General features: G+C 66.6%; 21 protein-coding genes. 7 read left to right on the top strand and 14 right to left on the bottom strand.

The window, feature by feature from the left end; genetic code table 11:
* Positions 1–21: 21 nt before the first annotated feature.
* From ET21_RS0106295 to mscL, 7 genes are all read right to left on the bottom strand, one after another.
* A complete protein-coding gene (locus ET21_RS0106295; RefSeq protein ID WP_021237472.1) occupies positions 22–894 on the bottom strand; it encodes a protein-glutamate O-methyltransferase CheR in 873 nt (290 codons plus the stop codon).
* On the bottom strand, positions 891–1979 hold the full coding sequence (locus ET21_RS0106290) for a chemotaxis protein CheB (RefSeq protein ID WP_030538987.1): 1089 nt from the start codon (positions 1977–1979) through the stop codon (positions 891–893). Before ET21_RS0106290 ends, ET21_RS0106295 begins: the two co-directional genes overlap by 4 nt.
* A gap of 50 nt (positions 1980–2029) precedes the next feature.
* The gene (locus ET21_RS0106285; RefSeq protein WP_021237470.1) at positions 2030–2395 is read right to left on the bottom strand and encodes a response regulator; all 366 of its coding nucleotides are present in this window, start codon (positions 2393–2395) and stop codon (positions 2030–2032) included.
* Positions 2396–2474: 79 nt separating this feature from the next.
* Positions 2475–2912: a chemotaxis protein CheW gene (locus ET21_RS0106280; protein ID WP_021237469.1), complete on the bottom strand. Its 438-nt coding sequence runs from the start codon at positions 2910–2912 to the stop codon at positions 2475–2477.
* 12 nt (positions 2913–2924) lie between these two features.
* Positions 2925–5303, bottom strand: coding sequence for a chemotaxis protein CheA (locus tag ET21_RS0106275; RefSeq protein ID WP_030538986.1), 2379 nt, complete (start codon positions 5301–5303; stop codon positions 2925–2927).
* Between the two features lie 140 nt (positions 5304–5443).
* Complete coding sequence (locus ET21_RS0106270; RefSeq protein WP_021237467.1) at positions 5444–5719, bottom strand: hypothetical protein; 276 nt, start codon at positions 5717–5719, stop codon at positions 5444–5446.
* Between the two features lie 146 nt (positions 5720–5865).
* Positions 5866–6294 (bottom strand): large conductance mechanosensitive channel protein MscL, encoded by a 429-nt coding sequence (gene mscL, locus ET21_RS0106265; protein ID WP_030538985.1) that lies wholly within the window; start codon positions 6292–6294, stop codon positions 5866–5868.
* Positions 6295–6396: 102 nt separating this feature from the next.
* Between mscL and ET21_RS0106260 the strand changes: the two genes are divergently transcribed.
* Genes ET21_RS0106260 through ET21_RS0106245 form a run of 4 tightly spaced genes read left to right on the top strand, consistent with a single transcriptional unit; the run spans position 6397 to position 9008 of the window.
* Positions 6397–6999, top strand: a complete 603-nt coding sequence (locus tag ET21_RS0106260; protein WP_030538984.1) for a LemA family protein — start codon at positions 6397–6399, stop codon at positions 6997–6999.
* A gap of 7 nt (positions 7000–7006) precedes the next feature.
* A complete protein-coding gene (locus ET21_RS0106255; protein ID WP_030538983.1) occupies positions 7007–7789 on the top strand; it encodes a YgcG family protein in 783 nt (260 codons plus the stop codon).
* The gene (locus tag ET21_RS0106250; RefSeq protein ID WP_021237463.1) at positions 7789–8466 is read left to right on the top strand and encodes a TPM domain-containing protein; all 678 of its coding nucleotides are present in this window, start codon (positions 7789–7791) and stop codon (positions 8464–8466) included. Before ET21_RS0106255 ends, ET21_RS0106250 begins: the two co-directional genes overlap by 1 nt.
* Entirely contained in the window at positions 8463–9008 is a 546-nt protein-coding gene (locus ET21_RS0106245; RefSeq protein ID WP_030538982.1) for an NUDIX hydrolase, read from the top strand. The genes ET21_RS0106250 and ET21_RS0106245 overlap by 4 nt, the downstream gene beginning before the upstream one ends.
* Before the next feature lie 177 nt (positions 9009–9185).
* Here the strand turns inward: ET21_RS0106245 and ET21_RS0106240 are convergent, their stop codons facing one another.
* A complete protein-coding gene (locus ET21_RS0106240) occupies positions 9186–9644 on the bottom strand; it encodes a DUF6456 domain-containing protein (protein ID WP_021237461.1) in 459 nt (152 codons plus the stop codon).
* Between the two features lie 98 nt (positions 9645–9742).
* Between ET21_RS0106240 and ET21_RS0106235 the strand changes: the two genes are divergently transcribed.
* Both ET21_RS0106235 and ET21_RS0106230 read left to right on the top strand, forming a co-directional pair.
* Positions 9743–10306: a helix-turn-helix domain-containing protein gene (locus tag ET21_RS0106235; RefSeq protein ID WP_021237460.1), complete on the top strand. Its 564-nt coding sequence runs from the start codon at positions 9743–9745 to the stop codon at positions 10304–10306.
* A 64-nt stretch (positions 10307–10370) separates the two neighbouring features.
* Positions 10371–11543: a glycosyltransferase gene (locus ET21_RS0106230; protein ID WP_030538981.1), complete on the top strand. Its 1173-nt coding sequence runs from the start codon at positions 10371–10373 to the stop codon at positions 11541–11543.
* A gap of 45 nt (positions 11544–11588) precedes the next feature.
* Here ET21_RS0106230 and ET21_RS0106225 read toward each other — a convergent pair whose 3' ends face one another.
* Positions 11589–13232 (bottom strand): molybdopterin-dependent oxidoreductase, encoded by a 1644-nt coding sequence (locus ET21_RS0106225; protein ID WP_030538980.1) that lies wholly within the window; start codon positions 13230–13232, stop codon positions 11589–11591.
* A 21-nt stretch (positions 13233–13253) separates the two neighbouring features.
* Positions 13254–14000: an HAD-IIB family hydrolase gene (locus ET21_RS0106220; protein WP_030538979.1), complete on the bottom strand. Its 747-nt coding sequence runs from the start codon at positions 13998–14000 to the stop codon at positions 13254–13256.
* A gap of 156 nt (positions 14001–14156) precedes the next feature.
* On the opposite strand from ET21_RS0106220, the gene ET21_RS0106215 reads away from it, so the two are divergent.
* The gene (locus ET21_RS0106215; RefSeq protein WP_051768029.1) at positions 14157–14978 is read left to right on the top strand and encodes a phosphotransferase family protein; all 822 of its coding nucleotides are present in this window, start codon (positions 14157–14159) and stop codon (positions 14976–14978) included.
* A gap of 143 nt (positions 14979–15121) precedes the next feature.
* Here ET21_RS0106215 and ET21_RS0106210 read toward each other — a convergent pair whose 3' ends face one another.
* The 4 genes from ET21_RS0106210 to ET21_RS0106195 form a co-directional block, all read right to left on the bottom strand.
* Entirely contained in the window at positions 15122–16393 is a 1272-nt protein-coding gene (locus ET21_RS0106210; RefSeq protein ID WP_021237775.1) for a capsule biosynthesis protein, read from the bottom strand.
* Entirely contained in the window at positions 16386–18008 is a 1623-nt protein-coding gene (locus ET21_RS0106205; RefSeq protein ID WP_030538977.1) for a capsule biosynthesis protein, read from the bottom strand. Before ET21_RS0106205 ends, ET21_RS0106210 begins: the two co-directional genes overlap by 8 nt.
* Before the next feature lie 120 nt (positions 18009–18128).
* Entirely contained in the window at positions 18129–19427 is a 1299-nt protein-coding gene (locus tag ET21_RS0106200) for a glycosyltransferase family 1 protein (protein WP_030538976.1), read from the bottom strand.
* Positions 19428–19477: 50 nt separating this feature from the next.
* A complete protein-coding gene (locus ET21_RS0106195; RefSeq protein ID WP_021237772.1) occupies positions 19478–19918 on the bottom strand; it encodes an HIT family protein in 441 nt (146 codons plus the stop codon).
* Between the last annotated feature and the right edge of the window lie 10 nt (positions 19919–19928).

The following is a 19928-nucleotide window of genomic DNA, read 5'->3' as shown; positions in this document are numbered from 1 at the left end:
GACCGGAGCGGCGCCGGGCGTTCAGACCGCCCAGCGCGACCGCTTTTCCTCCAGAACCGCTTCGGACGGCTTGCGCCCATAGCCGCCGCGAAATTCGGGATGGGGCGCGAAATCCTCGCTGTGGCCGATCACCGTCTCCCCCGCGCCCAGCAGCAGGACGGACCCGGCATGGCTGTGCCGGGCGAGCAGGCGCAGCACCTCCTGCCGCTTTTCCGGGGTGAAATAGAGCAGCACATTGCGGCAAAGCAGCAGGTCATAGTGGCCGGACGGCGCCTGCGGATGGAACAGATTGTCGGTACGGAATTCGATCATCCGCCGCAATTCGGGGCTGGCATGCCATTCATCGCCGACAGGCTCGAACCATTTGATGAGGTCGCCCACCGCCAGGCCGCGCTGCACGTCCATTTGCGTGAACACGCCCGATCGCGCCTGGTCGATCGCGGCCGTCGACACGTCGGTCGCCAATATCTCGATCCGCCACCCGCGCCAGCTGGCGATGTCGTTGCGCAGCTGGATGGCGAGCGAATAGGCCTCTTGCCCGGTCGAGCAGCCCGCGCTCCAGACCCGCAGCACCCGGTCCTTCCGGGTCGCGTGAAAGGACGGCAGGATCTGCCGGTTGAGCATGTCGAAAATCTGGAGATCGCGGAAAAAGCTGCTTTCATTGTTCAGCAGCGCGTTGATCACCGCTTCTTCCAGCTTGCCGTCGCGATGGGCGATCAGCTTCGCCGCCAGTTCGTCCATATCGGCGACGCCATTGGCGCGCATCACCGGCTTTAGCGCCGTTTCCATGCGCCACGCCCGGTTTTCGGACAATATCTGTCCGGTGCGCGAAGCGAGCAGGGCGGAAAAGATGCGGACGCCCCCTTGCGGGGATGGTTCAGCCGATAGCGTCAATGTGTCAACCCTTTGCTCTTTCCGCGCCGTGCGACGAAATCCATGATCGCCCTTGGTTCCAGCAGCGCGCAGCTCAGCCCCGCGCTCGCGACGGAACCGGGCATGCCCCAGACGACGCTGCTCGCTTCATTTTGCGCGACGATCCATCCCCCGGCGGCGACGATGTCGCGCGCGCCCACCGTGCCGTCCCGGCCCATGCCGGTCAGGACGACGCCCGCAGCGCCCGCGCCATAGACGTCCGCCATGCTGGCGAACATGGGATCGACGCCGGGCAGGTTGCCCGCTGACGTCCGTTCCCGGTTCAACCCCACCATGACCCTGCCGTGCAGCCCGCGCCGCACCTGCAAATTGGCGTCGCCGGGCGCCACATAGATGATGTCCGGCCCAACGATCTCGCCCTGTTCGGCCGTCTTGACGCGCAGCGGCGTCATCCGCGCAAGCTGCTGCGTGAAATAGGATGTGAAGCTGGCGGGCAGATGCTGCGTCAGCAGGACCGGCACGCCCAGCGGCGCGGACATGCCCGCGAACAGCTGGCTGAGCGCATGGATGCCCCCCGTAGACGCGCCGATGCCCAGGCAGGCGATCGGCGCCTTGGCCTTCTGGCGCGTCACCGGCACCCGCACGGCCTTCCCCGCGGACAAGGGCGCGTCGCCAGCCGCCAGGCGGGTCAGCCGTTCGATCAGCATCTGCGGGAAATATTCGCCATAGCTGCCGCTGCCCGGCTTAGCGCAGATGTCGCTCGCGCCCAGCGCCAGCGCCTCGACCGCGGCCTCGCTTCCTTCGTCGCAATTGCCCGACAGGATCACGACCTTGGCGGCCGGATTGGCGCGCAGGATGGCGGGCAGCGCCGCCAGCCCGCTCTGCCCCGGCAGCTCTATGTCCAGCAGGACAAGATCGACCTGGTGCCCGGCAAGATAGGACAGCGCATGTTCGGCGCTGTTCGTCTTGTGCACGACCTGAAATGCCGGATCGGCGTTCAATATGCGTTCGATCACCGTCCGCACGACCACCGAATCGTCGACCACCATCACGCGGATCGCGCTGGACCCGCTGCTGTTGGCCTTGATCGGCAGGACGACGGACATCAAATGACTTTCAGGCAGGAAGCGATGGAGCGAAGCGGAATCGGCGGCCGTCAGATGACCCCCACGATCGACAGCTTGCTTTCCAGCGTTTCGCGGTCGAACGGTTTCATGACATATTCGTCCGCGCCCGCTTCGACCGCTGCCTTGATATGGCTGATGCCGTTTTCCGTGGTGCAGAAGATGACCTTGGGCCGTGCCGACAGCTTGGCTGTGGGCAGGGCCTGGAGGAATTCCATCCCGCTCATCACCGGCATGTTCCAGTCCAGCAGCACCACGTCAGGCGCCGCCGCCTCGCACTGGTTCAGGGCGTCCTGTCCGTCCACCGCTTCGCTGACCGAAAGGTCGAGCGATTCCAATATATGCCGCGCGACTTTCCTGATGACTTTGGAATCATCCACCACAAGACAGTTTTTCATGATTGGCCCTTTGAGAATTTCTGCAACCCGCTGTCCGGCTTAATCGACAAAGGCGAGTAATTGGTAAACGCGGCCTCCATCAGGCCGCCTGGGCGAGAGAACCCATTTCGACGAAGCTGGCGAGCGAGACGAGCAGATGAGGCTGGCCCTCATGCTCCACGATCGCGCGGGCATAGGGGAGCCATGCCGGGTCAAGCTGCCCCCGCAGCGGCAGGCCCCCGTCCGGCACCTGGCAAATGTCGTGCACCGCATCGACCATCAGGCCGTAGCTGTGGCCGCTGATGTCGGCGATGATGGCGAAGCCGCGCTGCGCGGCGGGCGCCGCCGTCCCCCGGATCAGGGCGGACACGTCGATGATGGTCAGCACCCGGCTGCGCAGGGCGGAAAGGCCCGCGACATGGGCGGCCATGCCCGGCACGGGCGAGATGTCGTTCAGGCGGACCACCGCCTCCACCTCGCCGGTTTCCACCGCCACCCTGGTGCCTGCAAGCGTCGCCAGAAGATAAAGCTGTTCCATGGATCGCCCTCCTTACCGTCCAGCGCCTGCGATCGCCGCCATCAACGCATCCTGATCATAGCGATAGATGCTGCCGTCCTGCGGCCCTGACGGCCGGGGCGAGGCGCGCAGCTGCACCACGCGGCAGCCCAGGATCTCCGCCGCCTTGGCCACGTCCGGCCCGGAACTCAGCACGATGTCGCGCGGATCGACCGGCGCGTCGTCCGGCAGGCCCAGCACAACCTCATGCCCCGCCTGCCGCAGCAACGGCGCCAATATCTCGCGAGTCCAGCCATCGTCACCATCGGCCAGCACGCATCGGCCGCGCGAAGGCGCGCGCAACGCCTCGCCGGGCAGGGCCGCGAACAGGGCGAAGGGATTGACCACCTCCAGATGCTCGCCGTCGATCACCGACACGCCGCTCAGCACCCCCTGCATCGCCACCATGTCGGGGACGATCGGCATGTCGACGATGTCCAGCACCGCCGCGACGGGATAGCAGGCCTCCTGCGCGCCGTCGCGGATGCGCAGCGCGGACACATGCGGCGTATCGAAACTGTGGATCCCATTGACCACCGGCACCAGACGGCCGTCCAGCCGGACGAAGGCCCGCCCGCCCGACCGGCCGAACAGACCCGCGTCGATATCCTCGACCCGTTCGACCAGCGACAATTTGATGAGCCGCCTTTCCCCGGAAAGCTCCTCGAACCGCAACGCCGGGACCATCTCCGTCGCCGCCTCGCCGGCTTCCTCCTCTTCCGCCTGGCGTCTTGCGCAATCGTCGGCGATGTTCGGCAGCTCCGCCGCATTGGCAAGGCCCGCCGCGTCCAGCAGCAGCATGGGCCTGCCATTGTCGGGCAAGGTCATGCCCGCATAGACGCCGCTCGCCATGATCAGCGGAGAGGCGGGACGGATAACCAGTTCCTCATGATTGTCCACCGCCGCCACGCCCATGGCGTAGGGGACGCCCGTCCCCGATCGCACCACCATGATGGTGCGCGGACTGCTCTGGGGCAGCTTTTCCATGCCCAGCACATCCTCCAGGTCGATCATCGAATGGCGCACCGACCGGATCGTGGCGATCTTCGCGCCGCCGATTTCGGCGATCCGCAGCATCTCGTTATTGTCGTGCAATATCTCGACCACGGCCGCGCGCGGCATGGCGAAGTGCAGCCCGCCCGCCCGGACGATCAGCCCCGGAATGATCGTCAGCGTCAAAGGCACGCGCAACATGATGCGCAGCCCCTTGCCGGGTTGATTGTCGAGCGAAATCACCCCGCCGATCCGCTCCACATTGGCGCGGACCACATCCATGCCCACGCCCCGGCCGGAAATGGCGGTGATCTGCTTCGCCGTCGACAGCCCGGCATGGAAGATGAGGTCCAGCTTTTCCGCTTCGCTCATCCGCGCGGCGGCATCCCTGGTCAGCCTGTCCGCGGCGATGGCCTTTTCGACCAGCTTCTGCGTGTCGATGCCCTGCCCGTCGTCGCTGATCTCGATTACGATCTGGTTGCCCGACTGGCGCGCCTCCAGCTTCAGCGTTCCGGTTTCCGGCTTGCCCAGCGCGCGGCGCTTCTCCGGCGTTTCTATGCCATGGTCGATGCTGTTGCGGACGATGTGGGTCAGCGGATCGACCACCATCTCCACCATCTCGCGGTCCATTTCGACGTCGCCGCCTTCCAGCACCAGCTCGATGCGCTTGCCCAGTTCCCGGCCCAGGTCGCGGACCATGCGCGGGATCGCCGTGAACAGGCGGTCGACGCGCTGCATCCGCGTCTTGGAAATGGCGTCGCGCATGTCGGCGACGCAGGTGGACAGCCGTTCGAACGCGCTTTCCAGTTCGGGGTCGCCGGACCGTTCGCGCAACTGTCGCGACAATTCGTTGCGCGCCAGCACCATGTCCGATACGCCGTTCATCAGCTGGTCGATCAGCGACAGCGGCAGGCGGATGGTCCGGGGCACCGCCTGAGCGCCGCCCTGCCGCACAGGCTGTCCCGCAACCGGGGACGCTGCCGGTCCCTCTTCGGGGGCGCTGCCCTTGTCGTCCCGCGCGGACAGCGCGCCGATCAGCAGGTCGTCATTCTCGTCCGGCAACGCCGCGCCGACGGCCACTGCCTCTGCCAGTTCGGCGATCCGGTCCATGATGCCCAGCACCGCGCTGACCGTCGCGGGATCGGCGCTGCGATTGCCGCTGCGAATTTCCGACAGCACATCCTCGGCGGCGTGGCTCAGCCTTTCGAAACGCGGCAGGTTCAGGAAGCCGCAGCTACCCTTGACCGTGTGGAAGAAGCGGAAGATGGCGTCCAGCCGGTCGCGGTCGCCCGGATCGGCTTCCCAGGCGACGACTTCGCCTGCCAGCGCCTCCAGCGTTTCCTGCGTTTCGGCTATGAATTCCTGAAGTAGATCGTCCATTCCCCACGCCTCACGGATACGCGCCGCGGCACAATGGGGATTGCGTGGTTAAATCGCCGTTAAAGACGTTGGAGCGCGCATGAAAAAGGACGCCGCAGCCTTGGCCGCGGCGCCCTTCGGCTCGCTATGGGAGCGAAAACTTAGTGGTTTTCCGACTTTTCGACCGCGTCAGCGGCATGTTCGCCAGCGTCGCGGGTCGCATCGGCCTTGTTCTCCAGGGCGTCAGCAGCATTTTCAGCGGCGTTTTCAGCATTGCCGGACAGGTTGTCGGCCATCGCTTCCATGTTGGCGGCCTGGTTGTCGAGTGCGTCCGCCTGATTCTCGTAAGCGTTCTCGACCTTGTTTTCCTGCTTGGAATCGCACGCAGCGAGCGCGACCAAGCTGGCAAGGCCAAGGACTGAGACGATGGTTTTCACGGCGTTTTCTCCTGTTATGCCCCCCTGGGGCTGACGTCATTCGGCACGGGTCAGGGCCGCGCGATGCGACCCGAACCCTGACGGCGATCAACTGGTCGCGCGCATGTTGGTTCCCGTCGCACACTCCTTTCGTCGCAGAAACGAAATTATTTTTTCAGGGAATCCCTGATCTCGCGCAGCAGCATGATGTCTTCGGGCGTGGCGGCGGGCTCGCCGGAAGGCTTGGGCATCAGCCGGTTCACCGCCTTCACCAGCAGGAAGATGATGAAGGCCAGGATCAGGAAATTGACCAGCACCGTCAGGAATTCGCCCCATCCCAGCATGGCGACGCCAGCGCCTTTCAGGTCGGCATAGCTTTCGGGATTGCCCTTGAACCCGGCGGGAATCTCGCCCAGCCGGATGAAATAGCGCGAAAAATCCGCCCCGCCGAACAGATAGCCTACCACCGGCATGATCAGGTCGTCCGTCAGCGACTTGGTGATGGTGGCGACCGCCCCGCCGATGATGACGCCGACGGCCAGGTCGATCACATTGCCGCGGTTGATGAAAGCCTTGAACTCGGAGACCAGTCCCATAGCGAAGCCTTTGTCCTGATTGCGATCAACGCAGAATGGGCCGTTGCGCGCGGCTCGACAACCACCTATTTCCGGGAGCGCAACAAAAGCTGAGGTTGTTACATGACGATCCTGCGCCGGATTTCCTTCCTCCTCCTGTCCTTCATGGGCGCGCTCGCCCTGTCCGCATGCGGCATCAACAGCGTGCCAACGGCGGAAGAAGCCGCAAAGGCCAAATGGGCCGACGTGCAGGCGCAATATCAGCGCCGCGCCAACCTGATCGGCAATCTGGTCGCCACGGTGAAGGCGGCGGGCAAGCAGGAACAGGACACGCTGGTCCGCGTGACCGAAGCCCGCGCCAGGGCGACTTCCGTCCAGGTCAGCGCCGACGACCTGTCCGATCCCGCCAAGGTCCAGCAGTTCCAGCAGGCGCAGGCGCAGCTTTCGCAGGGCCTGGGGCGGCTGCTGGCGTCGGTGGAGGCCTATCCCGACCTCAAGACCAACCAGAATTTCCTCGATCTCCAGTCGCAGCTGGAAGGGACGGAAAACCGCATCGCCGTCGCCATCCGCGACTATAATGAGGCCGTGCGCGCCTATAATACCCGCATCCGCACCTTCCCCGACGCGATCGGCGCGAAGCTGATCCACGGCGCAAAGCCGATGACGCCGTTCCAGGCGACGACGCCGGGCGCGGAAGAAGCGCCGAAGGTCGATTTCGGCAACTGACCGCGCCATGATCCGCCGCCTGCTCCTTTTCCTGCTGCTGCTGGCGGCGATCGCCCCAGCGGCGCAGGGACAGACCTTTCCCAAGCTGACGGGACGCGTCGTCGATGACGCTGGCCTGCTGTCCCCGCAGCAGGAACAGGGCCTGACGGACAAGCTGGCGGGGCTGGAGCGGCAAAGCGGACGGCAGCTGGTCGTCGTCACCCTGCCGAGCCTTCAGGACTATGACATAGCCGATTATGGCTATCGCCTGCTGCGCCACTGGGGCATCGGCAGCAAGGAACGCAATGACGGCGCGCTGCTGATCGTCGCGCCCAATGAACGCAAGGTCAGGATAGAGGTCGGCTACGGGCTGGAAGGCATATTGACCGACGCCCTTTCGTCCCAGATCATCCGCAACAATGTGACGCCGCGTTTCCGCGCCGGGGACATGGCGGGCGGCATAGAGGCGGGGACCGACGCGCTGATCACCCTGCTCAACCTGCCGCCGGAAGAAGCGCGCGCCCGTGCCCTGGCGGCGGAAAGGGAGCAACGCGCGAGCAATAGCGGCGGCAGTCCCGTCATGCTGATCTTCTGGATCGCCATCGCCATTTTCGTGATCGTGCCGATGCTGTTCGGGCGGCGCGGCGGCAGGCGCTATGGCGGCGGGCCGGTGGTCATCTGGGGTCCGGGCCTGGGCGGCGGATGGGGTTCAGGTTCCGGCGGCGGAGGCTGGGGCGGTGGCGGCGATTGGGGCGGCTTTTCCGGCGGGGGCGGCAGCGGCGGGGGCGGCGGCGCCTCCGGGAGCTGGTGATGCACCTGCATCTGAACGAAGCCGATCACAAGCGCGTCAGCGACGCCGTCGCGGAAGCGGAGCGGACCACGGATGGAGAGATCGTCACCATCGTCGCCCGCCGGTCCGACGCCTATCATGATGCGGGCCTGCATTGGGCCATCGGCGCGGTGTTTCTCGCCCTCTCCGTCATAGCGGCTTTCCCGGCGCATTTCCGCGCCTTCTGCGCCTCGCTGCTCCACAACTGGGAGCATGAGGTCGAGGATTGGAAGCTGCTGACGGTCCTGCTGGCGCTGCTGGTCGCGAAATTCCTGATCGTCCGCTACGCCCTGGCCTGGACGCCGCTGCGCATGGCGCTCACCCCCGCCTCCACCAAGGCGCGGCGGGTGCGGCGGCGGGCGATCACCCTGTTCCGGGCCGTCGCGCAGGGGCGCACGCGCGGGCGCACGGGCGTGCTCATCTACCTGTCGCTGGACGAGCATCGCGCGGAAATCGTCGCCGACGCCTCCATCAACGAAAAGGTCACGCCGGATGTGTGGGGCGACGCCATGGCCGCCCTGATCGAAGCGGCACGCGACGGCCGCACCGCCGACGGCATGATAGAGGCGGTGCGACAGGTCGGCGCGATCCTCAGCCGCCATTTCCCGCATCTTGACGACAATCCCAACGAACTGCCCGACAGGTTGATCGAACTATGAGTGAACAGGATATGGCCGCCGGTGAAGAGGTCATGTGGGCAGGCCGCTTCATCAGCGCCAAGCGGCGCGGGCGCTGGGAATATGTCGGCCGCGCGCGCGGCATCCGCGCCGCCGCGATCCTGGCGATCGATGAGGATGCGGACGGCCGCCGCCATGTCCTGCTGGTCGATCAGTTCCGCGTGCCGCTCGGCCGCCGCTGCGTCGAACTGCCCGCTGGCCTCGTCGGCGACGAGGAGGAGGGCGAGGACGCGGCGATCGCGGCCGCCCGTGAATTGGAGGAGGAGACCGGCTACCGCCCCGATCGCGTCGAACTGGCGGGTGAATTTTGCAGCTCCCCCGGCATGGTGTCGGAAAGCTTCTTCCTCTACCGCGCGCATGGCCTGCAAAAGACCGGCGAGGGTGGCGGCGTCGGCGGTGAGGATATCCGCGTCCACCGCGTCCCCCTCGATGAACTGGACCAGCATGTCGCCGCATGGCGGCGCGACGGCTTCGCCCTCGACGTCAAGCTGCTCCTGCTGCTGGGCGGAGCGATCATGGCTTGAGGAGTTGGAGGGGGGTCGAGGCATGGCCATGTCTCCCCCCTCCGGTCCTCCTGAGTAGCCACTGAGCGAAGCCGAAAGGCGTATAGAAGGATCAGCGCTCGAAGGATGTTTGATACGGGACTACGGCAGGCTCAGCCCCTCAGCACGAACGTCTCATATCAAGGCCGATCCTCTACATCACCCCACCCGATACCAATCCGCCACCCGGTCGAGCGCGAGCGTCAGCACCAGCTTGCCAGCCCGGCTTGGCCAGCCCAGCGCCCGTTCCGCCGCCACCAGCCCCTCCCCCGCGCAGGCCACGCGCCACAATATGTCGCTTAGCCCCGGCCCCGCCGCCGCGATCGCCGCATGGAAGCGGTCCCGCGCCGCCAGTTGCCGCATCGTGGGATCGGCCGGACGCCCCGCGCCCCTGCGCCCGCCCTGCGGCGGCGCAGCGTCCCAGCGCATCGTGACCTGCGCGGCCATGCCCGCTTTCTCCCAATCGGCGCGCAGCAATTCGCCCGCACGATAATGCCGCTCGCTCAAATGCCCGCGCGCATGCAGCCAGGCGAGCGGCGATTCGCCGATATTCACCACGACGCGCTGCTCCCGGCCTGCCGGGTCCTCGATCATCTGTTCCACATATTGCATGCCCATCTGCGCCTCCTTGCCTTTAACCGGGCCGGGGGCTTGCCATGGCGGCACTATTGTAGGAAAGAACAAAAACCAAATAGGTAAAAATATCAGGAACAGCCATGATCACCCGCATCCGCGAAGTCCGTAAGGCGAAGGGGCTTACCCTTGAACAGGTCGGCGCATTGTGCCAGCCGCCGACCACGGCGCAGACGATCGGCCGCCTGGAAACCGGCACGCGAACCGTATCGGTCAACTGGCTGAACCGCATCGCCAAGGCGCTGGGCGTCGCCTCGTCCGAACTCGTCGCCTTGCCGGGGCAAAGCGCGGTGCCGGTCGCCGCGCTGCTCGGCCCCGAAGGCGCACGCGCGCCCACCCGGTCGCTCTCCTTCCCGCCGCCCGTTCCCGCCGACGCCATGATCGGGGTCCAGGTATCGGCCAGCATCGGCGATTACCGCAGCGGCGATGAAATCTGGTGCCGCCGCATCGGTCCTGACGAATTTGCCGGCGCGCTCAACCGCGACATGCTGCTGCCCCGCCATGCCGGACGCTTCCTGTTCGGCAGGCTGATCGGCCGTGAAGGCGACCGGCTGCACATCCTGCCGCTGGGCAGCGGCAGCCGCCAGCAGGTCATCACCGATCCGCCCTGGGGCGCGGTGGCGGTGCAGCTGGTGAGACAATTATAGCCAAGAGGCGGCTTCATCCCTTAGTCCTAACTTGCAATTAACCGCGGCATAGTAGGCAGGCGCCATGACTTTGAACGTCCTTACGCTTTCGACCCTGTTCCCGGACATGAGCCGCCCCAATTTCGGCGTCTTCGTGGAACGGCAGGCGCGCGAGCTGGCGAGCAGGCCCGATGTCAAGGTGACGGTCGTCGCGCCGGTCGGCATTCCCATCTGGCCCTTCAGCCTGGCCGGGCGCTATGATCCGCTCCGCTCCCTGCCGCGCAAGGAACGGTGGCAGGACCTGACCGTCTACCGCCCGGTCTTCCGCACGGTGCCCAAGGTCGGCGCACGCATCAATGTCGGCAACATGACCCGCGCCATCCTGCCGCTCGTCCGTCACCTGCACCAGCAGCAGCCATTCGACGTCATCGACGCCAGCTTCTTCTTCCCCGATGGCCCGGTGGCGCAGCGCCTGTCAAAGGCGCTCGGCATCCCCTATTCGGTCAAGGCGCGCGGGGCGGACATCCATTATTGGGGGGCGCGCCGCGACACGCGCAAGATGGTGAAGCGCGCGGCACAGGGCGCGGCCGGGCTGCTCGCCGTGTCCAACGCCATGCGCCGGTCGATGATCAAGATGGGCATGGATGGCGAAAAGATCCGCGTCCATTATACCGGCGTCGACCTCGACCGCTTCGAAATCGCTGACCGGGCAGCGGCCAAGGACGTGCTCGGCTTTGAAGGGCCGGTCGTGCTGTGCGTCGGCGCCCTGATCCCGCGCAAGGGGCAGGAACTGCTGGTGCAGGCGCTCCCCCGCCTGCCCGGCGTGACGCTGCTGTTCGCTGGCCAGGGGCAATATCGCCGGGCGCTTGAAAAGCTGGCGGAGGAACTGGGCGTGGACCGCCGCATCGGCTTCCTCGGCTCCGTGCCGCACGACCGCCTGCCGCGCATCTATGCCGCCGCCGATGTCATGGCCCTGCCATCCTCGTCCGAAGGGCTCGCCAACGCCTGGGTAGAAGCGCTCGCCTGCGGCACGCCGATCGTGATCAGCGATGTGGGCGGCGCACGGGAACTGCTCGACCGCCCCGAAGCGGGCCGGATCGTGGAGCGCGACCCCGAAGCGATCGCGGCCGCCATCGGCGCCCTGCTCTACAACCCGCCCGAGCGCGAAGCGGTGCGCGACACCGCCCTGCGCTTCACCTGGACCGCCAACGCCGACACGCTGCTGCACCACCTGCGCGGCATAGCGCGGCAGGCGTAGCGTTGGGCCATGGATTGCGGCTGCCAGCCTCGCTGACCAGTTGCTCTAGTTGAAAAGCAAACGCGCCCTGCCGCTGTCCGTCGGAAAACGCCCCCCGTCAAAAGGAATCTCTCCCCAGCGCCACGGCGTCAGCTCGTCATAGGCAGGGTTGGAAATGGGGCCGTGCCGCCGCAGGTTCAGCAGCCTTCCGCCCTCATTCTGATAAGCGGTCAGCCGCGCATATTCGCGATAGATTTCGGCGGGCCGGTCATAGTGAAAGGCGTCACCCCATCCCATGGCTTGGCTGACGCGGGTCACGCTCCACCAATCGGGCTTCGCCTCGCCGGGTAAGGAAAAAATCCGCCGCTGCCTGCTGATCAGCCGGTCCGCTCCGGTCAGCGTGCCGTCCTTTTCCGCCCAGACCGGCGAAGGCAGCATGATCACCTGCTGGCCCTTCAATTGAGGCTCCGCCCATGGCGTCGACAAAATGGTGAACGGCACCTGCTCCACCAGCCCATGCAGCGCATGCCCGGCAGGCGGCATGCCGCCCAGCATCCACAGCGCCTTGATCCGCCCCGCGCCGATCGCCTCCGCCAGCGCGCCACCCTCCAGCCCCGGCCCGGCCGCCATCGTCCGCCCGCCCCAGAAGCGCGCAGCCCGCGCCACCGAAGCGGCGGAAAAATCCATATGCGCCGCCAGCTCGCCGCTGAAGCATCCCGCTTCCCGACCGCCCATCGCATTGGGGGCGGCTGGCAGCGGCATGGGGGCCGCGCCTTTCCTGCCGATCCACCCCATCGCCAGATGCAGGTTCAGCACCGCGCGCGCCAGCTCCCCGCTCCCGGCCCGGCCGCCCTGATGCAGCGTGACGACGCGCCCGCTCGCACCCAGCAGGTCGTAAAAGGCCCGCAATTCCGCCGGAGCCAGCCCGCAACGCCGGGCGACCGACCATAGGTCATGCCCGGCCCTCAGCCCGTCCCAGAAGCCCGGCGGCGCATCCACGCTCCGGTCCAGAAATTCGCGGTCCAGCGCGCCGCTGTCATGGCAATGGACCAGCAGCCCGTTCAGCAAGGCCCCCTGCGTCCCCGCGGCCACGGTGACGGTCAGGTCAGCGCCCTTCACCGGCAGCTTCCCGCCGGACGCCAGCACCACCAGCCGGGCTGCTCCCTCCTCCCGCGCCGCCTGGATGCGGTCCATCACTATCGGGTATCGCTCCACCGCCGCCGCATCCGTCAGCAGGATGATGTCCGCCGCGTCGATATCCTCATAGGTCCCCGGCGCCACATCCTCGCCCGGCGCGGCGCGATAGGCCCCTTCGACATCGTCGCTGCGCCAGCCTGCATCGATATGGGCCGACCCGATGAACCCCTTCATCATCTTGTTGGCGGCGTAATAATCCTCCGTCAGCAGATTGCCCGGCACATGAAGGGCGACGCTGTCCGGCCCATGCCGCGCAAGGATGCTGGCCAGCCTGCGCGCGATCTGCGCGATCGCCCGGTCCCATCCGGCGCGGCGGCCGCCCGCCATCGGATGGAGCAGCCGCCCGTCCAGCGGCGCCATATCCTCGATCGCGCCGCTTTTCGCGCATAGCTGGCCGCTATTTGCCGGGTGGACGGGATCGCCCGCAAAGCTCAACTCGCGCCCCTCGCCCGTCACGGCGCGGATGCCGCACCCGACCGGGCACTGGCCGCAAAGCGTTCGCACAATCGCCATGACCGGATCAGGTCACAGGCGTCATTTCTGGCAGGCGACGATCGCGTCGATCACCGACAGCGTTTCCTGCGGATCGCGCACCCGCACCGTGTCCAGTCCCAATTCCTTGGCCGGATAGTCATTGCCGCCGGGAAAGATCGCGTCGCCGATGAACATCATGGCCTCCAGCGCGATGCCGCTCGCATCCCGCAATTTCTTGAGGCCATAGGCCTTGTCCACCCCTTCGCGCGTGATGTCGATCGATGTCGCGCCGCCCATGTTGATGGAAAGCCCCGGCAAGCGCTGGCGCAAATCCGCCTGGATCACCCGGCGCTTGGCGAAATCGGGATCCCAGACCTCCTTGGCATGGATGGGCGCCTGCTGCCCCAGCGCGGAAAAGGTGATCTGGCTGCCGCGATCCTCGATCCGTTCGCCCCACACTTCCTCAGGCACGAATCCGGTCGCCTCCAGCGATGCGTCGAAGGCGGCGAAGATCTGCTGCTTCTGCGCCTCGTCGAACAGTTCGGCATAGACGGGCGACCATGCGCCGTCCCTGTGGGTGTAGAGCTTCGTCCCCGTCGTCGGCATCAGCCACAGGCGCGTCCTGTCCGCATGGGCGGGCAGGCGGCTGGCGACCTGCTTGTCGAATTGCGGCCAGTCCCCGCCGGAAATCACCGCGACATGCGCCACGGTCAGCAGGCGGGCGATCGCCTCCCCCATCTCCTCGCCCAGCGGCTGCTTGCTTTCGGCCAGCGTTCCGTCCAGATCGAACGCAATCAGCTCCTTCATTCCACAAGCTCCCGCAAAGACTGACAAAGTGGCTCGCCACCCCGGCCCGCTATCATCAAATTGGCTGTCGGCAAATGCCGCAAAAGGGAATAAATCGGCCCGGCTCGCCATTCCCCAGGCGGCTCGCCCATATTGTCCCAAGGAAATCCCCGGCACATGGCCTCTCGACCGAAAGATGACTGGGTGCTGCTCGGCAAGGGCAAAAGCTCGCACGTCTTCCGCATCGGCGGCGGCCAGATCATCAAGGTGTTCCATGCGGCCGTTTCCGAAGAGATGATCCAGCGGGAAATGGCCGCGGCCACGCTGGCGGCGGCTCATGATCTTCCCACCGCCGCCCCCGCCAGCCGCACCGCCGTGGACGGACTGCCCGCGCTCATTTATCCCGAAGTCACGGGCGCGCCGCTCGCCGCCACGATCCGCAAATATCCTTATCGCGCGTCCGCCCTGCTCGGCGAGATGGCGGAGCTTCTGGCGGCGATCCACGACCGGCGGGTATCCGGCCTGCGCACCGTCAATTCGGTCATCGAAACCGACATCAATTACGGCCCCGCCCCCGCCGCCCTCAAGCGGGCGGCCTGCGCCCATCTCGCCACGCTGCCGCTGCCGGACCATCTGCTGCATGGCGATTTCCACATCGACAATATCATCATCCGCGACGGCCGCCCGGTGATCCTCGACTGGGCCAAGGCCGCCATCGGCCATCCCGCCGCCGACATGGTGCGCGCCGAAATGCTGATGCGCTTTGGCGAAGGCCCCGCCGATCCGGTGACGGCGCTCTGGCGCGACTGGGCCGCCGGACGCCTTGGCCGCGCCTACCGCCAGCACAGCGGCCTCCACCGGGAACAGCTATCGCTCTGGCGGCCCGTGGTCGCCCTCGCCTGGCTGCGCGCCCGGCCATCCGTGCGCGACCGGGCCTTTCACGCCTATCTGAACCGCGCCCTCGCCAAGGCCGGGCTGCCGCGCTTCGTGCCTGTTTAACGCTTCGGCTTTCCGTTCGCCCTCAGCTTGTCGAAGGGTCCGGCTGAGCGAAGCCGAAGCCTTCGCCGCGCTCAGGGGCCCGCTCAGGCAAGGGAGGGCTTCGACTTCGCTCGGCCCGAACGGACGCCAGCTATTATCCAGGCTCACCCGGCCCGCTGCAACGCCACCGGCCGCCTGTCCTTTTCCACCGGCAATGGCTTCGCATCCCGCGTGGAGCACAGCCGCTCCACCGCGTTGCGCACCAGCATGGTCAGCCCCTTCTCGCTCAGCAAGCCGCCGCGAATCAGGCACCGGTCGATCAGCACCCGCCGGAACGCCGCATACAGCAGCTCGTCCGGCGCGCCGGGGTCCAGCCAGAACTCGTCCAGCGTTCCCTTGTAGACGACCCCCGGCACCTTGTAGACGGCATGTCCCAGCACGACCACCGGCTTGCCCGCGTTCAGCGCCAGCGTGCCCACGGTGCTGTTCACCGTCACCACCCCCAGCGACCGGCCCACCACCTGCGCAATGTCCCAGTCCGCCAGGTAGAAGACCCGGTCGCCCACGCCATAGCGCGCCGCCAGCCTGCGCGTCAGCCTTTCCCAGGCGACCAGTCCCGAATCCAGCGGATGACGCTTCACCAGCAGCGATGTTTCGGGCGGGGCGTAGCGGGCGAAGCTCTTGATCACGAAGCGCAGCGCCGCGCGCATATTGCCGAAGGGCGAATGGACGCGGATCTGATAGTCCGAATCCAGTTGCAGCGGCAGGGTGAAATAGGGCCTGTCCTTGACCTTTTCCCATTCCGCCTTCGCCGCCAGCTTGTCGCCCTTGCGCAGCATCAGCTTCTTGAACCATCCGGCCGCCTCCAGCGCGAAGCTCTGCGGCCGGTGCGTGCGATAGAAGGGGAAGACCGGCCGCATCATCGCTGACGCCAGGCCGTTGCGCGTCGTATTGACCGCGCGCTGGCGGAAGGTGGACGGGATCTGCGGCTCCGTCCCCCCCTGTTCGGGCGGCAGGCCGCGCGCCTGTTCCAGATACCATTGCGGGTCCAGCGGCAGGGTGGAATTGCCGTTCACCCCGTCTTCCTGCAACGTCATGAAGTCGGGCCGGATATAGCCTTCCTCCAGCACATGGACGCGCAGGCCGCGCAGCCGCGCCATCTTGTGCGCCGACGCATGATAGGGCCTGCAATCGCCATAGAGGATGAGGTCGGTCACATCATGCTGAACGATGAAATCATCGAAGAAAAGCGGCCAGTTGCGGAAGGTGCCGCGATAGTCCGTCGCCTCCCCCGGCCAGTCGACCTTGTCGCCGCCATTGATGTTGATCCGCAACGCCTTGTGCCCGCGCTCCCGCAAGGCGTCGGCCAGCATCGCGAAAAAGGGTCCGTGCGGCCCCTGAAGGAAAAGGAAGGTCTTGGCAGGCGCGTCAGCCATGGAGACGCTCGGCGGACAATGTCATAAATCTTTGTATTTTTCCCTGAACCATCCGCAACCGGACCAGCCATGATATTGGCGAGTGCGCACCGGCCGCCATCCGCTCCACCATGATTTCAGGACCACAGGGCAATTGCGTGACCGGGTCCAGATAGCGAGGATAGAGAATGAGGGCGGCCGCCACAAGCTGGTCGATGGTCAATCGGCGGCCCCTGCGCGGATTGGACGGGGCCAGATCGCGCGTCAGGCCCCATCCGGCGTAGAAAGGCATGCCGTGCACCGTCACCGGCCGGTCGCGCAGCAGCGCCTCGAACCCGGTGAGGGACGAAAGCACATGCACGTCATCGACGGCCTGCACCAGCCCCATCAACGGCGCGCCGGTGTCGATGACATCGGCATGGCGCAGCACCGCCGCATCGCTCAGATGCCCTTTGCGCAGCCCCGCCTGCACGTCAGGATGCGGGCGGTAGATGATATGCGCATCCCGCTCCACCTCCCGCGCCCGCTCCAGCAGGCCCAGATTGCCCGCGACCCCCGCGCCGCCATGCTGCACCGACAGGTCGTCCTCCACCTGCCCGACCACCAGCACGGTCCGCTTGCCGGAGGGGAGATGCGGCATGCCGCCCGCCTCCAGCCCATATTTGGTGACGCCCCCCGCCCGGATCGCAGAGCGCAGGCGGCGCGCGCGGTCCAGCAGCGCGGGCGGAAATTCATGGGTGGCGAGCAGCGTCTCCAGGTCGCTTGGGCTGCGCGCGTCATAATAGATGCCGGTCCGGTCAACCACCACCGATCCGGGCGGCGTCAACGCCGCGCCCAGCCCCCTGGACCGCAGAAAACCGTCCTCCACCTTCACGGCGGCCACGCCCTGCGCCTTGGCATCGGCGATGAAGGTGGCGGGCACGCGCGATGGCCAGAAGGCGACATCGCCCTTTTCCCGCCCGGCATAGCGCAGCGCCGCTGGCGGCGTCAGTATCGGTGGAGGCCGCGTGCCGTCCCACAGGAAACGGCGCACCGCCTCCCGCTTCCACCAGGCCATGCCCGTTGCCGCAGCGATGCCGCGATTGGCCTCCAACATGCGCCGCCAGTCGCTGAGTTGCCGCACCGCATCGGCGGCGCTGGCGGGTTCGCCGGTAAAGCAATCGCGATAGCTCGCCGCAGCGATGGCCGCCCGCGCCGCCTGCCGCAATCGTCGCGGATCGATGCGGCGGCCATCGGTCCCAAGCACCGGCACGTCCAGCAGGCCAGCGACGATCGCCAGCTCATCATCCTCCGGCGCATGGACCGCTTGCGCTCCGCCGATCAGCGCCCAGGGGTCCACCGCTTCGTCAATCCGGGCGCCCTGCTGCGATCCATCCGTAGCGCCCACGACCGCGATCTCCGCAGCGGGGACAGGGTCAAACGTCCCCGCCGGAACAGCCATCCCCGCACGAACCACCACGCGAAAGCCTGTGCGGACCGCCCCCCAGAAAGCACCCCCCACCCGCGCGCGGGCAATCTCGTCCAGCAGTTCGTCCGGCACCGCGCCCGCTTCTCCCTCGCTGGCCATGCTGACCGCCGCCACCGAAGGGGCAATGCCGGGAAAGGGAGGAGAACGGAGAAAGGGAAGACGGTTCATGCCTTGCAATCCTGCCGAACCATCATTGCGCCGCGACAGGAACAGGAAGAAACAAAGCGTTGCCGCGCACCAGTAAGGGCCATGTCCACATCGCCCTATTGATGAACTGGTGAAGGCAGGTCAAGTAAAGGCCGACGCCGTTACATCATCCAGCAACTTCATGACGGTATCGAAATATCCGCCCCATGTCGGCGCGCGCCATGCGGCGATCCGCTGCAACTGGGCGGCCCGTTCCGCCGAATCCGGGCGGCGATAGGCGTCGATCATCGCCATCCATCCCAGCCCGTCGAGCGGGTCGAGATAGTCGGGCGCATCGCCCCCCACCTCCCGATGGGCGACGATGTCGCTGCAAATCACCGGCACGCCCGCCGCCAGAGCCTCGACCACCGGCATGCCGAACCCTTCCTCGAAGGACGGCATCACCATCGCGCGGGCATGGGCGACAAGCTGCTGCATTTCATTGTCGGACAGTTCGCCCGCCTCGATCACATGGCCGCGCAATATCTCGCCGCGCTCCAGATGATCGACCACATTCTCATTTTCCCAGCCCCGGCGGCCGATCAGCACCAGCACCGGCGCGTCATCGCCCAGCCGCTCGACCAGCCGCCGCCAGATGTTCAGCAGCAGCAGATGGTTCTTTCGCGGCTCGATGGTGGAGATATAGACGAAATAAGGCCGCGATGGCATCTGAAAGCCCTCGGCGGCGGGCATGTCCGGCGGATCGGCGCCGAAATGGGCGACGCAGATCGTCCGCCCGTCCAGCCCCCGGCTCATATGGGGGCCAAGCGCGTCGATCGTCGCCTGGCTGTTGCCGATGATGCCATGGGCGTAGCGGTCGATCGTGCGCACCCGCCGCCGATGCTCGTCAGCGCCCTGCGGACGTGCGAATTCGGGATGGGTCAGCGGGATGACATCGTGGACCAGCGTCACGAACCGCGCCCCTTCCGCCCGCAGGATCGCGCCGACCTGATCGGCATCGTCCAGATGATGCGGCGACACTTGCAGATAGACGCGCGGCCCCTTGGCGCGCGGCACCGGCCGGGGACGCAGCGCGATCAGGTGGCGGATGATCGCCGCCCGGCCCGTCTTTTCGTCCGGCCTCTCCGCATTGCGCCAGCGCGCGGCGGTAAAGGCCAGGAACTGCCTGACCGCCGCTCCGTTCAGGCGGCCATAATAGCCGCCCGCCGGGTGAACCGCGGCAAAGGCGAGCCGGTCGGGAATGCGCTGCAACAGCTCGCGCGCATAGACGAATTCCACCCGGTCGATCCCGGTCGGCGCGGAATGGAAGCTGCGCGACAGCAGGCGCGACAGGTCCAATATGACCTCCGCCTTGCCATCGCTCGCGGCGAAAGACGGGCTGGCAGGCTTGGCCCGAAGCGCCAGCCGCGCGCCGGGTGCCTTGAACGGCTTGAGCGCCATGCTACCGCCCCGCTTCCCCGAAGCCGCCCTGCCGCTGTCCGCGCCGCATTTCAGAACTGCGCACGAATCTCTTCCGCCAGCGCTTCCAATGCGGCGGGATCGGCGAAATTGCCCTGCGCATGGGCGGAAAAGCCCGCCGGGCCGCCCGCCCAGCGCGGCACGATATGGAAATGCAGGTGGAACACGGTCTGCCCCGCCGCCGCGCCGTTGAACTGCGCGATGTGGATGCCGTCCGGGTCCAGCGCCTTGTGCGTGGCGGCGGCGACCTTCTTCACCGTCGCCATCACCTGGGCCAGCGCCTCATCCTCGATCTCCAGCATGTTGCGCGCCTTCGACCATTTGGAAATGACCAGGCTGTGCCCCTTCGACTGCGGCTGAATGTCAAGGAAGGCATAGGTGTGCTCATCCTCATACAGCCTGGTCGAAGGGATTTTCCCCTGAAGGATCAGTGCAAAGACATTGCCCTCGTCGTAAACGCCCTCAAGGCTCATGCCACATTCC

It is taken from the genome of Sphingobium sp. DC-2 (assembly GCF_000722555.1).
In the GTDB taxonomy this organism is placed as follows: Bacteria; Pseudomonadota; Alphaproteobacteria; order Sphingomonadales; family Sphingomonadaceae; genus Sphingobium; species Sphingobium quisquiliarum.
The sequence above is the reverse complement of the archived record's forward strand: the minus strand, read 5'-3'. Positions and strand labels throughout refer to the sequence as shown.